Raw genomic sequence first — 14,555 nt, 5'->3', positions numbered from 1 at the left:
GATGGCGGAAAAACCGAGCAAATGGAAAGTATTTACCGCGGGCATCCTGCGTGAAAACCCCGTTCTGCGTCTGGTGCTGGGCTGCTGCTCTGCGCTGGCCGTTACCACCACCGTATCCGGCGCTGCCGGTATGGGCTTTGCCATGACCTTTGTGCTGGTATGCTCCAACATTGTTATCTCTGCCATGCGCAAGATCATCCCCGCCAAGGTGCACCTGCCGTGCTACATTGTCATCATCGCCACCTTCGTTACCGTGGTGCAGATGATCCTGCAGGCGTTTGTCCCCAGCCTGTACAAGAGCCTGGGCGTGTTCCTGGCGCTGATCGTCGTCAACTGCATCATCCTTGGCCGTGCCGAGATGTTTGCCTGCAAAAATACCGTGGTCGATTCCGCACTGGACGGTCTCGGCATGGGCGTGGGTTATATCCTGACCATGGTGCTGATGTCCTCCATCCGTGAGATCATCGGCAACGGCACCTGGCTGGGCATCACCGTCATTCCCGAAGGCATCGACCGCATGACCGTGATGAACTCTGCCCCCGGCGGTTTCTTTGTGTTCGGCTGCCTGATGGCCGGCTGTGTCTGGCTGGAGCGCAAGCTGAACAAACCCATTGAGCGCAAGACCTGCGGCGACGTTATGCTGGAGCAGATCGACGACGCCAAGCAGAATCAGAAAGAAGGTGCCCAGCAATGAATCCCGTAGCCACTTTTGCCACCATTTTCTTCAGCATGATTTTGGTCAACAACTACGTTCTGGTGCAGTTTTTGGGTATCTGCCCGTTCCTGGGCGTTTCCAAAAAGCTGGACTCCTCCGCCGGTATGGGCATGGCCGTTATCGTGGTCATGGTCATTGCCACGGCGGTGACCTTCCCGCTGCAAATTTTGCTGCTGGACGCCTTTGACCTCGGCTACCTGCAGACCATCGTGTTCATTCTGGTCATTGCCGTGCTGGTGCAGCTGATCGAGATCACCCTCAAAAAATACGTTCCCGCCCTGTACCAGTCCCTGGGCGTCTACCTGCCGCTGATCACCACCAACTGCTGCGTGCTGGGTGTCACCATTCTGGCCGTGCAGGACTACTCCGCCGTGGTCGAGCAGTACGGCTTCGGCCTTGCTTATGCCGAGGCGCTCGTCTGCGCCGCCGGTGCCGGTGTCGGCTTCCTGGTTGCCATGCTGCTGTTCTGCGGTGTGCGCCAGCGTGTCGAAAACGCCAACCCGCCGGAGAGCTTTAAGGGTCTGCCCATCACGCTGGTGTCCGCCGCCATTACCTCGCTGAGCTTTATGGGCTTCGGCGGTATGGTCGAAAACATCATCAACGCGATTTTCTAAGAAAGGGGAAACAAACGTATGAACCCGATTGTATTAGCTATCGTCGTACTGGTGGTGCTGGGTCTGGCCGGCGGCGTCATTCTGGTGCTGGCCTCCAAATTCATGGCCGTGTACGAGGACCCGCGCATTGCCCAGATCACCGAATGTCTGGCAGGCGCCAACTGCGGCGGCTGCGGCTACGCCGGCTGTGCCGACTACGCCAAGGCGATCGTTGAGGGCAAAGCCCCCACCTACAAGTGCGCCCCCGGCGGCGACAAGACCAACGATGCCATCAACCTGATCATGGGCAACGATACCGACGACCGCCCCAGCCTGCGCGCCACCGTTATCTGCAACGGCGGTGTCAACTGCGGCAAGCGGTTTGACTATCAGGGCATCCAGACCTGCGCCGCCGCGGCTGCCGTGGCGGGCGGCCCCAGTGCCTGCGCCTTCGGCTGCCTGGGTCTGGGCGACTGCACCCGCGCGTGCAAGTTTGACGCCATCCATGTGGTAAACGGCGTTGCCTTGGTCGACCGCACCAAGTGCACCGGCTGCACCGCCTGCACCGTCGCCTGCCCGCGCCATATTATCCAGATGAAACCCATCGCCTCCCAGCCCGCCGTCAAGTGCTCCAGCAAGGACAAAGGCCCTGTGGTCAACAAGGCCTGCCGTGTCGGCTGCATTGCCTGCGGCCTGTGTGTGCGCAACTGCCCCAACGAGGCCATCTTCCTCAAGGACAACGTTGCCGTGATCGACTACACCAAGTGCAACGGCTGCGGCACCTGCGTTTCCAAGTGCCCCAAGAAGGCCATCCAGTGGGTCGAGGGTTCGCCCCGCCCTGTGGATTCTGCCGTGCCGGAGCATAAGGTCCTGTAAGCAGGGCCTGTCCCAAACAAACCAAAAAGCACCGCGTCATTCCTTTGCCTTAGCGGCGGGAACGGCGCGGTGCCTTTTCTGTTTATAAGGGCAATGCCGCACAATTCTAAGTGCCGATACGGAAGGCGAGGTGCGGCAGCTGCTAAGCAGTTAGGAGAGAATTGTGCGGTGTTGCCATTAGGTTTCTTCCTGCGGGGGTGCCTTCAGCACGGCCACCACCCAGGCCATCAGCAGCGGGGCCGCCGCTGCCACAGGCAGTTCATAGCGGATAAATCTTGACAGCGGGCTGGCCAGGCAAACGCAGATGTTCACACCGATGGGCAAAAGCGGGATAAGCTCCTTCCACTTTTTTTTGCGCAGCAGCGACCAGCCGCACAAAAACGCCACCTGGGTGTAAAAGCCCGCCGTTGCCAGATACCGCAGTCCCGGCAGATTTTCCACCTTGGATATAAACTCCTGATATCGTCCGCGCGCCGCCTCGGAGAACGCCGGCGTCAATTCCAGCCGCGGATCCGGCTCGATCTCATGGCCCAGCAGCTTGACATAGCCTCTGGCCGATGCCGAATAATAGCCAAAGCATTTGTTCAGCGATGCCTGCACACAACTGGCAGGGTAGCGCAGTAAGATCCTGAACCACAGCTGCTGAAATGCCCGTATCTCCTCCGGCGTGGTCGCGCGGCGTATGCCCAGTATGGGATCCAGATTGGTCGGGCTGTACGTCTCGACCATCTTGTCGGCCTCGATGACCTCGTCGATGATGGCATATTCCTCCGGCGTGATACCGCCGGGATGCTCAATATAGCTGCGCATGACCTGCTGCACCTGGTTCAGGTGCACCATGCCCGCCAGTTTCAGGGGCTGGTTTTCGGTGATGCGGCCGGCCGGCACGCTCAGCACCTTGTGCGCCCCCGTGTAGATGACCAGCACCGACAGCAGCGACACCGCCAGATATTTCTTTGTAGCGCGCGGCATGGCCAACAGCAGCACGACCATGGTGGGGAACACCGCAAACGGCCCGTTCAGCCGCAGCAGGCAGGTCAGGATGGCCGTAACCGTCAGGCATACCAGGTTAGCCCGACTCACGGTTTTGCCGCTGCGGATGCACCGCATCATGCAGACCAGCCACAGCGTTGTAATGGCCGTATAGGGCACGTCCTTGCTGATCCACTGGGCAAACTGCCCCCACATGGGCACCACAGCAAAGAACAAAAGGCTCAGGACATAGCCGGGCTTGCGGCCCTTGCCCCGCAGCATGGTGTAAATTTCCGCGCAGACCACCGCAAAGCTGACCGCCAGCAGCAGCGCCTGAAACACCGTGTACAAAAACGCGCCCAAGCCACGGTTGCCGAAAAGATCCCCCAGGTTTACAAAAACCGCCATCATCAGGGTATGCAGCAGGTTGTCGTCTATGAACACCTCGTACCCGTAATAGCCCTTCAGCTGATACAGTGCATCGGTGCCAAAGCTGCCCGGATAATTTATGACGATGCCCGGCAGCCAGCAGATGCCCAGCACCAGCAGCGAAAAAGCAAATACCTTTTTGTAGGGCACAGGCGTTTCGGCGGTAAAGGGGCGCTCGCACCAGCGGTAGGCCGCCGCCAGCAGGGCATACCACAACATAAATACGGTCAGGAACTGCACCGTGCTCTGTACAGGGTTTTCAAACAGCCGGTTCCAGCTGTTTATGGCGGAATAGCTTTCCCCCATGACCTGCAACAGCGCCACAACAGCCACCATGACCGCCGTCAGGGGAAAGACCAGTTTTTTACATGCGTTCATAGAAAAACCTTCTCATTTTGATAAGAATACCGCCTTAATTATACCACATTTGCCCATTGCCTAGCAAGCCGCGGCAGGGGATAAGCGGGGCAATTTCTGCCGCGCCGCGTCGGTTTTACAGAACCCCCAGCCCGGTCAGCAGCGTTTTGGCGCCAATCAAAATCAGCACCACGCCTCCCGCGCGCTCTGCCGGGGCACGGTATTTGTCACCGAACACCGCGCCCGCCTTGACGCCCGCAGCGGACAGCCCGCAGGTGATACCCCCGATCAGCCCCGCCGCCGTGGCAATGTGTACCTGCATGGCCGCAAAGCTGACGCCCACAGCAAAGGCATCAATGCTGGTGGCCACAGCCAGCGGCAGCATGGCCTTGGCGGAAAAATCGTCGTCCAGCGTTTCGTCCCCGCCAAAGCTCTCCTTGATCATATTGCCGCCGATCAGCGCAAGCAGCACAAAGGCGATCCACGGTCCAAAGCGGGTCAGCAGCACGGCAAAGCGGTCGCCCAAAAAGAAGCCCAGCAGCGGCATCAGCGCCTGAAACCCGCCGAACCACACGCCGCAAAGCAGCGCATGTCTTGCGCTTACCCTGCGCACCGACAGCCCCTTGCAGACAGACACGGCAAAGGCATCCATCGAAAGCCCCACGGCAATCAAAATCAGATCCGTTAAAGTCATCGTATTTCCTCCATCTTTTTGCGGGAGCGCGGCAAATAAAAAAAGACTCATCTGCCCCCGAATCCGGAGCAGATAAGTCTCGTCAATTAAAGTTAAGCCAGGGTCATAAACCCATTATGTTGGCAGAACTGTGCGGCAAACCCGCACCGACTACTCCCTTATTGCCAAAAAAGCATACCATACTCTGAAAATAATGTCAATATGTTAGAAAACGCTAATCCGACAAAACATTTTTTTGCACCCACTGTTTTTTTTCGGCAAAGTATGCTATACTGATTACATATAATGTGAAAAATAAGAAGGGAGCTCCCTATGCAGCAGGAAACCGTTATCGTTTTGGATTTCGGCGGCCAGTATAATCAGCTGATCGCCCGCCGCGTCCGCGAATGCAACGTGTATTGCGAAATTTATTCTTACCGCACCGACCTGGCCAAAATCAAGGCCAGGAACCCCAAGGGCATTATCTTTACCGGCGGCCCCAACAGTGCCTATCTGCCGGATTCTCCCACCATCGACCCCGACATTTACACCTGGGGTGTGCCCATTCTGGGCATCTGCTACGGCAGCCAGCTGATGATGCACACCCTCGGCGGCCACGTCTGCAAGGCCCCCGAACGTGAGTACGGCAAGACGCTGGTCGATCTGGACACCGAAAGCCCCCTGTTTGACACCCTGCCCGCCCAGAACATCTGCTGGATGAGCCACAACGACTACATCGAACAGGCCGCCCCCGGCTTTGAGATCATCGCCCATACCCCCAACTGCCCCGTTGCCGCCGTGCAGGACAAAACCCGCGGCCTGTATGCCGTGCAGTTCCACCCCGAAGTACTGCATACCGACAACGGCACCCGCATCCTGCACAACTTTGTGTATAACGTCTGCGGCTGCGCCGGCACCTGGAAGATGGATTCCTTTGTCGAGAACACCGTCCTCGCCCTGCGTGAGAAGATCGGCGACGGCAAGGTGCTGTGCGCCCTGTCCGGCGGTGTCGACTCCAGCGTCTGCGCTGCCATGCTGGCCAAAGCCATCGGCAAGCAGCTGACCTGCGTGTTCGTCGACCACGGCCTGCTGCGCAAGAACGAGCGCGAGCAGGTCTGCGAGGTCTTTGGCGAAGGCGGTCAGTTCGACATCAACTTTGTCTGCGTCGATGCCCGTGACCGTTTCTATGCCAAGCTGGCGGGTGTGGACGCCCCCGAATCCAAGCGCAAGATCATCGGCGAGGAGTTCATCCGCGTCTTTGAGGACGAGGCCAAAAAAATCGGTGCTGTGGACTTTTTGGCGCAGGGCACCATCTACCCCGACGTTGTGGAAAGTGGTCTCGGCGGCGAAAGCGCCACCATCAAGAGCCACCACAATGTCGGCGGCCTGCCCGATTATGTAGACTTCAAGGAGATCGTCGAGCCTCTGCGTGACCTGTTCAAGGACGAAGTCCGTCAGGCGGGTCGCGAACTGGGCCTGCCCGAATATCTGGTGGCCCGCCAGCCGTTCCCCGGCCCCGGCTTGGCCATCCGCATTATCGGCGATGTAACGGCCGAAAAGGTCGCCATCGTGCAGGATGCCGACGCCATCTGGCGCGAGGAAGTGGACAAGCTGCCCATGGAGCAGCGCCCCAGCCAGTACTTTGCCGCCCTGACCAATATGCGCAGCGTCGGCGTTATGGGCGACGAGCGCACCTACGACTACGCCATCGCCCTGCGCGCTGTCACCACCACCGACTTCATGACCGCCGAGGTCACGCTTCTCCCCACCGAGACCCTGACCACCGCCGCCAGCCGCATCGTCAACGAAGTCAAGAACATCAACCGCGTACTGTTCGACTACACCACCAAACCCCCGGCAACCATTGAGTTTGAATAAATAAAAATTTCTAATGAATTATTTTAAATGACAGGCAGTCTACACGATTGCCTGTTGTTTTTCTAATAGCTGTATTTGTCATAAACAAATATCAAATTTGTTATCGTTGTAAAATTTCAACTGTGAATTTATTTATTAGATGATGTATGATATATTTTTAATATAATCTTTTATATATTTGAAAAAAATAACGTGAAAGAGGAATTATTATGTATAAAATCAGAAAAATTAAATTTCAAGAGCATCCTATTTTGAAAAATTTGGAACTCGATTTTTGTGGAAAAGATGGGAAAGCATTCGATACAATAATCTTTGCTGGCGAAAATGGAACAGGAAAAAGCACGATTATAAATGCGCTATACGAAATAGCATCTCATACAGTTAAATATCCTGTGTTAGTTGAGTTTGAATATAAGGGAAAAATTTTTAGTATTAGATATTACTTAAAAGAGATTAATGGTAAAAATTATATATATGCTAATGACGAACAAGGAATGAATACATATATTGGGTCTGATGATATAAAGAACAGATATCCGTTTAGTGGTATTTTTTCTGATGTTGATATAAATTTTCATGCAGATGATGTTTCAACTGTGACGAGTTTAACACTTGATTCGATAAAAGATAGTAGACGTTCAACAGAAAAACTACCGACACAAATTAATCAACTACTTGTTGATATACAGTCCATGGATGATGGAGAGTTAGCTCGTGCGTATAGAACTGCAAAAGAATTAAAACAATCTGTTGAGGATATTGTTTTTCAAGAGCGTATGCCCCGATTTACAACCGCATTTAATAGGATGTTTGAAAGCTTAAAATATAGTCGAATAGAAAACGTGGGAGGTAAGAAATTGATTCTTTTTCGAAAGAATGGTATAGACATTCCGATTGATAATTTGAGTTCTGGTGAAAAACAAGTGGTTTATCGTGGCTGCTTTTTGCTTAAGGATGTAAATGCAACAAATGGAGCTTTTGTGTTTATTGATGAACCAGAAATAAGTCTTCATCCAAATTGGCAAGTAAAGGTAATGGATTATTATAAAGGTATATTTACAAAGTGTGGAGAACAGACTTCTCAAATTTTTGCTGTTACACATTCACCGTTTGTAATTCATAATGACACACGAAGAAATGATAAAGTAATAATTTTTTCGCGTGATGATAATGGAGATATTGTTGTGAAAGATAAACCGGAATATTTTAAGTGTAATTCTATAGAAGCAGTTCAAGATGCCTTTCAAATTGATTTACCGGTTGATGAACAACCAGTTGTTTACTTAGAAGGTAGAACGGATGAAAAATATTTTAAGAAGGCACTTGAAGTTTATGGGTATGATGTAGATTTTAAATTCAAGTGGATTGGATATATTGATGAAAAGGGGCAGGAGGCAAATACCGGTAAAGATGCATTGAATAAGGCTGTATCCTTTTTGATAGCCAGAAATTCAGCGGTAAAAAGTGTTTGTTTATATGACTGTGATACCAACAAACCATTAAAAGAATCAAATAATGTTATTACTTTGAGCATTCCGAAATTTGAAAATTCTGCTGAGATTAGTATAGGAATTGAAAATGCGCTTGTTTTGGATAATATAGATATCAAACCATATAAAAAACAGCGAAAAGAAGTTGATGGATATGGAATAGAAAGATTGATTCCAGATTTTCAGAAAATGAAGTGTTGTGATGATATTTGTAATCTCGATGTCGAACAACTTAAGATTATTTTTAAGAATTTAAAAACGGTTATAGACCATATAATACAGTTGCTTAATGATAACAAGAATAAGGAATAATTTTAGACTTATCTGAAAGATAGTTATATTAATAAATATACTTTATGTTTTGATATATCAGTCTATGGGACAATTAGGTTATCAGAAACGAACTGACTTGAAAAGTAAATTCTAGTGCAGAACGGGGCATGCGGATTTTTAAATCTCATTTTAGTTTATCAGAAACAATTGAAATTCTATGTTGATTTTCTAAGTAAAACTTCTTATAATTTGCGTCGGAACATATTGCTATTATCCACAGTTACAGAGCTAATGTTATCAATGCCGATAACAAAATGATAACATTAGCTCATATAGGCAGGATAATATGGATAAATCAAAAAATCGAAAGAAAAGCAAACACGGCAACAAATAATCTCTAAGCAAAATTGATTAGTGATTGTCGAGTTTGAATAATTAAACAAGCCCGGATAGGGAACGAATTACCGCTCCCTATCCGGGCTTTTGTTTTTCGCGCAGGCTGTCCCTGCAAAATATTAAGGCATTGCCTTATATCAATTCCTCCAAAATGGCGTTTTGCACCACAAGACCCTGCGGGGTCAGGGCGAAGGTATCGTCCTGCCAGACGGCGTAGCCGTGGGCGACGCATTGGCGCATAAAGGCGCGCTGGGCAGCGGTAAACTTACCGTCGCGTGCAGCATACTGCGGCAGATTCAGCCCCGTGCGCAGGCGCAGCTGCATCAAAAGAAAATCCTCGGCCGTGCAGTCGCCCTCCGGCTGGGGCTGCACCGTGCCTGCGATAAAGCCCTGCACATCGTTGGGCCAGTAGCTGCGCAGGCCGCCCAGGCAGCTGTGCGCGGCAGGACCCAGCCCCAGGTAATCGCAGCAGTTCCAGTACAGCAGGTTGTGGCGTCCCTCGTGTCCGGGGCGGGCAAAGTTGCTGATTTCATACTGGCGGTAGCCCTCCTGTTCCAGACGGCGCACCGCGTACAGGTAAAAATCGGCGGCCTCGTCTGGGGTGGGCAAGCCGTCGGGCGGATATTTGGCAAACGCCGTACCCGGCTCAATCTTTAACAGATACGCAGAAATATGCGTGCAGCCGCCTTTTTTCAAAAGTGCCAGCGTGGCGTCAAACTCTGCGTTGCTGTAATGGGGCAGCGCCAGCATAATGTCGCCGCAGATTTCCGCAAAGCCCGCTTTTTGCGCCATCGCCAGGGCTTCGGCCGCCCCGGTGGCTGTGTGGGTGCGTCCCAAGCGGCGCAGCTGGGCGTCATCGGCGCTCTGCACGCCAAAGCTGATGCGTGTCACCCCCGCTGCACGAAAGCCGTCCAGCGTTTCCTGCGTGACCACATCGGGGTTGGCCTCCAGCGTGATCTCCGCGCCGGGCAGCGGGTCACAGGCGCGCAGCAGCAGTTCCACCTGCGCAGGGGAGAGCAGCGCCGGGGTCCCGCCGCCAAAATACACCGTGTCGGGGCGGCGGGTGTTCTTTGCCAGCTCCCGCAGCAGCGCGTCCACATATTCCTGCGGCACGCCGCGCGCACCGGGGGCGGAGTAAAAATCGCAGTAACGGCACTTCGCCTTGCAGTAGGGAACATGCAGATACAGCCCAAACAAATTTTTATTTGACATTTTGCCCTTTCTGTACCATACTTGTTTACAGGTACTTCATAGTTTTGTGATACATTGCACATCTTTTACGTTTATAATACAGCATAGAGAAAGGGGAATGCAACTATGAATCCTAACTATTACAATATTTCCTACGCAGAAAGTCCCTTCGGCACCCTGAACGAATATATGACCAAGACCTTCGGCTGGATGTTCGCCGGCCTGCTGGTCACCTTTGCCGTGGCGCTTGCCACCGTCACCACCGGACTGTTTGTACCGCTGTACAGCAGCGGCCTGATTTGGATGACCGCCATCGGCGAGTTGATACTGGTCATGATTTTGTCCACCCGCATCATGAGCCTGCAGCCGTCCACGGCCACAGGGCTGTTCTTCGGGTATGCGGTGCTGAACGGTCTGAACCTGTCCACCCTGTTTGTGGCCTACCGCTTCGGCACGCTGGTGCTGGCGTTTCTGGTGGGCGCTGTCTATTTTGGCGTTATGGCGGTCTACGGTGCCACCACCCACAAGGATCTGACCGGCTGGGGTCCCAAGCTGTTCGGCGGTTTGATTGCACTGATCGTCTGCTCTTTGGTGGGCGGGCTGTTCAATCTGCTGGGCTTTGGCTTCGGCTTTGGCGACATGCTGCTGTGCGCTGTGGGTCTGCTGCTGTTCATGGGCATCACCGCCTATGACACCCAGATGCTCCGGCATCATTACGCCTACTTTGGCGGCGATGCGGCCATGCTGCAAAAATCGTCCATCATCGGCGCGCTGAACCTGTATCTGGACTTTATCAACATTTTCCTGTATGTGGTACGCCTGCTGGGCCGCCGCGACAACTAACCCATAAGAAAACTGCCGATGCAGAGGTTTTTCTGCATCGGCTTTTGTTTGTTAAAGAAGCAATTTTTCGGGTAGAAATGCAGGGCGCGTGTTTACCCGGTAGGTTGATTTGCTGGGATGGCTGCGGCGGGCGGTCAATGACCGCCCCTACAAATAACCGGAAGGTAAGCAGTTATAGGCAAAGCTCCTATTTCCGGCAGGTTGTAGGGGACGCATATATGCGTCCCCTGGCGTTTACCCGTTACACAGCATTACCGGTGCGGTTGCAACGGGCGGCATATATGCCGCCCCTACGGAGTACCCGTAATGTTGTTGCAACCGTAAAACCGCGGGCGGGGCGTGCCCCGCCCCTACCGCGCAATGATTTTTATTGCCGCGCAATCCCGTGATGATTTGGGATTCCTGTTAGGTTTATCGGCAGTTTTTATTTTTTGTCAAAGGCCTCGCGGCGTTTCGTCGAAAGGCGGAACATCTCCTGCAGCCCGTCGCGGTCATCCTCGACCAGCTTTTGCCGCATATCCTGCAATGCGTCGGAGAACATGTCGATCTCGCTGATCAGATTGTCCTTGTTCCACAGGAACAGCTCCGCCCACATTTTATCGTTGATTCGTGCAATTCTTGTCAAATCCCGGAAAGAATCCCCCGTGTAGCGTGCAAGCTCCGTATTGTCGGAGGCACACATCAGGCTGACGGCGATGGCATGGCACAGCTGGCTGACATAGCCGATCATGTGGTCATGCTCGGCAGGGGACAGCACGCTGATGCGGCAAAAGCCCAGGGTCTCGGCCAGTTCGCGGCACCATTCGATGCCCTGCGGGGTGTTTTTTTCGGTCGGGGTGATGATAAAGTTTGCGGGGGCAAAGTTGACCTCGGCACTGTGGGCAATGCCGCTGGTCTCGCGCCCTGCCATCGGGTGGCTGGCGATAAACTCCACGCCCTCGGGCAGCGCCTGCTGCACAGGCTCCACCACGCCGCGCTTCACGCCGGAAACATCGGTCACCAGCGTGCCGCGGCGCAAAAGGTGCCCATACTGCCGCACCCAGTCCAGCAGCACCGTGGGGTACAGGCCGAAAATCACGCAGTCCGCCTGTTCGACCAGATCCTCAAAATTTTCGGTCTTGCCCGCGCAGACATAGCCGTGGCTGAGCGCAAAGTCCATGGTTTCCGCGCTGTGGGTAATGCCCGTAACGCGGTAGCCCTTCTGGCTCAGCACTTGGGCGTACTTGCCGCCCAACAGACCCAGACCTACGATGAGATACGTTTTGGATTTATCCAGCATACCGTTCCCGCCTTTACTCCTCAAATTCCACGCGCTCGCCCAGGGACTGCAGCACCTGCCAGAACGCCGGCCAGCTCTTGTTGACGGCCTCTGCCCCCAAAATTGTGGCGGGCAGACCGCCGGCGGCCGCCGCCACCGCCAGCGCCATGACAATACGGTGGTCGTTGTGGCCGTTCAGCGGGCGTTCGGGGGCGCGCAGCGCTGTGCCGTAAATATATACGGTGTCGCCGTCGACCTGGATACGCGCACCCATTTTTTCCAGCTCGGACTGCATGGCCGCAATGCGGTCGCTCTCCTTGATGCGCAGCCGTCCGGCGTTGCGCAAAATCGTTTCGCCGCTGCAAAAGCAGCCCAGAGTGAACAAAATCGGCCCCAGATCCGGGCAGTCGGCCAGATCAATTTCGGTAGCCTTGAGCAGACTGCGGCTGAATTTCAGCCCGCCGTCCACTGCCTTGCATTTGCCGCCGCAGCGCTGCAAAATATCCATAATGACCTTGTCGCCCTGCTTGCTTTCGGGGTTCAGCCCCGTCACGGTAACGCCGCCCAGCACACAGCCCAGCACCGCCAAAAAGGCGGCCTGGCTGTAATCGCCCTCAATGGTCACGTCACTGGCCGTGTAGGTCTGGGGCGCGGCAATGCGGTAGACAACGCTGCCGTTTTTGCGCGCGCGCTGCGCCACCTTGATGCCGAACTGCTGCATGGCGTCCAGCGTTAAATCCACATAGGATCGGCTTTCATACGGGGGCAGCACCTCGATCAGGCTGTCACTTTCCATCAGGGGGGCGGCGAACATCAGCCCGCTGATAAACTGGCTGGACACATCGCCCGGCATCTTAAAACCGCCCGGACGCAGCCGCCCAAACACCGTAATGCCGTCCGGCTCCTGGGTAAAGCGCAGCCCCTGGCTGTCGAACAGCATCTGGTAGACGGCCTGCGGGCGGTCAAACAGACGTCCCGCACCGGTAAAGTGTATCTTCTGGGCGGTCAGGCTGAACAGCGGGATCAAAAACCGCAGGGTCGAGCCGCTCTCGTTGCAGAAAACCGGACGTGTCACCGTCACAAAACCGTTGCCGGCACCGCGTCCCTGGATGCTGACGGCGTTCGGCTCCTCGCAGATTTTAGCCCCCAGCTGCGCCACCGCACCCAGCGTCGCGCGGATATCCTGGCTGTACTCTATATTTTCAATGCGGCTGGTGCCCTCTGCCAAAGCAGCGCACAGCACAGCGCGGTGGGCCGCACTTTTGCTGGGCGGCACTGCCGCCGTGCCGCCGATGCGGCTGGAAAAAAGATTAGCTTTCACGGGTGTTCTCCTAACGAAAGGTTATTTCAGCAGATGCAGCGCAGCCGTAACAGTATCGGTCAGCGCACCGTCGTTGCAGACGGTGCCCGTCGCAGCGGCACGGTACAGGGGCAGCCGTTCGTGTTCCATTCGGCGCAGGGCCTCACTGCCCTTGGAAAGCGGCCTGCCGGCAGTCGCCAGCTTTTCTATCGGGCGCTGCACCCACAGCACAGGGCCGTTCTGGCGCAGGGCATGCAGGTTTTGCGGCGTCTTGACGACCCCGCCGCCGCAGGCAATGACCTGTCGGTTCTGCCGTGTCAGGTCGGCAATGACGTCCGCCTCATACCGACGGAACGCCTCCTCGCCCTCCTGGGCAAAGATGTCGGGGATTGCCTTGCCCGTGCGGCGCTCGATCTCCGCGTCGGCGTCCACAAAGGTCTTGCCCAGCTTCTGGGCCAGCGCGGCCCCCACGGTGGACTTGCCGCAGCCCGGCATCCCGATCAAAACCACGTTTTGCAGTTCTTTTTGCAGTTCACGGCTGATTTTGGGTATCAGCGTTTCGCAGTCCAGCGTCCGGCCTGTAAAATACTCGGCCGCGTACACCGCCTGCGCCACCAGCATCTCAAAGCCGCCGGCGGCCACCAGACCCCTGTCCTTAGCGCGCAGCACCAGCTCGGTGGCAAAGGGGTTGTACACAACGTCCAGAACCGCCTGCAGATGTGGCAGCGCCGCAATGTCCAAAAGGCACTGCCCCGTCTGGGGATACATGCCGCAGGGTGTCGTGTTGACGACGATCTGCACATCGCTGCGCGCAGCGGCCTGTTCATAGGTCAGTGCACCGTCCTTACCGGTGCGGCTGGCGGTCAAAATCTCCTTGGCACCGCCGTCGCGGCATACGGCGCTTACCGTCGCATGGGTACCGCCTGTGCCCAGCACCAGCACGGTCTTGCCCGCAAAGTCAACGCCATGCGCCTTGGCCAGGTAGGCAAAGCCCGCATAGTCGGTATTGTAGCCGTACAGCTTTCCGCCGCGGTTCACCACCGTGTTGACCGCCCCGATGGCCTTGGCGCGGGGGTCGACCTCGTCGCAGCAGGGGATGACCATCTGCTTATAGGGAATGGTCACGTTGACCGCCGCAAACTCCCGTTTTTCAAAAAAGGCGCGCGCCTCCGCCTCGGTGGGCAGGGGCAGCAGGGTATAGGTGTAATCGGCAATTTTTTCGTGGATGATTTTGGAATAGCTGTGTCCCAGCCTGGCCCCGATCAATCCGTACAAGGGCTGTGCCATGGCGGTAACCTCCTTTGCTTTGGG

12 protein-coding genes are annotated in these 14,555 nt (G+C 54.9%); 6 read left to right on the top strand and 6 right to left on the bottom strand.

Annotation, left to right across the window (positions count from 1 at the left end):
- The first annotated feature begins 1 nt into the window (after position 1).
- From Q0I19_RS00540 to Q0I19_RS00530, 3 genes are read left to right on the top strand one after another with little or no spacing between them, the layout of a single operon-like run.
- Positions 2 to 694 carry an electron transport complex subunit E gene (locus tag Q0I19_RS00540; RefSeq protein ID WP_294760559.1) on the top strand — a complete coding sequence of 231 codons (693 nt, stop codon included), beginning with the start codon at positions 2 to 4 and terminating at the stop codon, positions 692 to 694.
- Positions 691 to 1,329, top strand: coding sequence for an Rnf-Nqr domain containing protein (locus tag Q0I19_RS00535; RefSeq protein ID WP_294760561.1), 639 nt, complete (start codon positions 691 to 693; stop codon positions 1,327 to 1,329). The genes Q0I19_RS00540 and Q0I19_RS00535 overlap by 4 nt, the downstream gene beginning before the upstream one ends.
- Positions 1,330 to 1,347: 18 nt before the next feature.
- Positions 1,348 to 2,184, top strand: a complete 837-nt coding sequence (locus tag Q0I19_RS00530; protein ID WP_294760563.1) for an RnfABCDGE type electron transport complex subunit B — start codon at positions 1,348 to 1,350, stop codon at positions 2,182 to 2,184.
- 177 nt (positions 2,185 to 2,361) lie between these two features.
- On the opposite strand, the gene Q0I19_RS00525 is transcribed toward Q0I19_RS00530, so the two are convergent.
- Both Q0I19_RS00525 and Q0I19_RS00520 read right to left on the bottom strand, forming a co-directional pair.
- Positions 2,362 to 3,963 (bottom strand): DUF6020 family protein, encoded by a 1,602-nt coding sequence (locus Q0I19_RS00525; protein WP_294760565.1) that lies wholly within the window; start codon positions 3,961 to 3,963, stop codon positions 2,362 to 2,364.
- Positions 3,964 to 4,078: 115 nt separating this feature from the next.
- On the bottom strand, positions 4,079 to 4,636 hold the full coding sequence (locus tag Q0I19_RS00520) for a manganese efflux pump MntP family protein (RefSeq protein ID WP_294760567.1): 558 nt from the start codon (positions 4,634 to 4,636) through the stop codon (positions 4,079 to 4,081).
- Positions 4,637 to 4,948: 312 nt separating this feature from the next.
- Here Q0I19_RS00520 and guaA point away from each other — a divergent pair, with 312 nt between their 5' ends.
- A complete protein-coding gene (guaA, locus tag Q0I19_RS00515) occupies positions 4,949 to 6,493 on the top strand; it encodes a glutamine-hydrolyzing GMP synthase (RefSeq protein ID WP_294760569.1) in 1,545 nt (514 codons plus the stop codon).
- A 209-nt stretch (positions 6,494 to 6,702) separates the two neighbouring features.
- The gene (locus Q0I19_RS00510; protein ID WP_294760572.1) at positions 6,703 to 8,295 is read left to right on the top strand and encodes an ATP-binding protein; all 1,593 of its coding nucleotides are present in this window, start codon (positions 6,703 to 6,705) and stop codon (positions 8,293 to 8,295) included.
- A 489-nt stretch (positions 8,296 to 8,784) separates the two neighbouring features.
- Here the strand turns inward: Q0I19_RS00510 and hemW are convergent, their stop codons facing one another.
- Positions 8,785 to 9,864, bottom strand: a complete 1,080-nt coding sequence (gene hemW / locus Q0I19_RS00505; protein ID WP_294760573.1) for a radical SAM family heme chaperone HemW — start codon at positions 9,862 to 9,864, stop codon at positions 8,785 to 8,787.
- 105 nt (positions 9,865 to 9,969) lie between these two features.
- Between hemW and Q0I19_RS00500 the strand changes: the two genes are divergently transcribed.
- Positions 9,970 to 10,686 carry a Bax inhibitor-1/YccA family protein gene (locus Q0I19_RS00500; protein ID WP_294760577.1) on the top strand — a complete coding sequence of 239 codons (717 nt, stop codon included), beginning with the start codon at positions 9,970 to 9,972 and terminating at the stop codon, positions 10,684 to 10,686.
- Positions 10,687 to 11,110: 424 nt separating this feature from the next.
- Here the strand turns inward: Q0I19_RS00500 and Q0I19_RS00495 are convergent, their stop codons facing one another.
- Genes Q0I19_RS00495 through Q0I19_RS00485 form a run of 3 tightly spaced genes read right to left on the bottom strand, consistent with a single transcriptional unit; the run spans position 11,111 to position 14,531 of the window.
- Complete coding sequence (locus Q0I19_RS00495; protein ID WP_294760579.1) at positions 11,111 to 11,965, bottom strand: prephenate dehydrogenase; 855 nt, start codon at positions 11,963 to 11,965, stop codon at positions 11,111 to 11,113.
- Between the two features lie 13 nt (positions 11,966 to 11,978).
- Positions 11,979 to 13,265, bottom strand: coding sequence for a 3-phosphoshikimate 1-carboxyvinyltransferase (gene aroA, locus Q0I19_RS00490; protein WP_294760581.1), 1,287 nt, complete (start codon positions 13,263 to 13,265; stop codon positions 11,979 to 11,981).
- Positions 13,266 to 13,286: 21 nt separating this feature from the next.
- Entirely contained in the window at positions 13,287 to 14,531 is a 1,245-nt protein-coding gene (locus Q0I19_RS00485) for a shikimate kinase (RefSeq protein ID WP_294760582.1), read from the bottom strand.
- Positions 14,532 to 14,555 lie beyond the last annotated feature (24 nt).

This window comes from uncultured Gemmiger sp. (assembly GCF_934561205.1).
In the GTDB taxonomy this organism is placed as follows: domain Bacteria; phylum Bacillota; class Clostridia; order Oscillospirales; family Ruminococcaceae; genus Gemmiger.
Note: the sequence above shows the minus strand (reverse complement) of the source record. Positions and strands in the feature narration are given on the sequence as shown.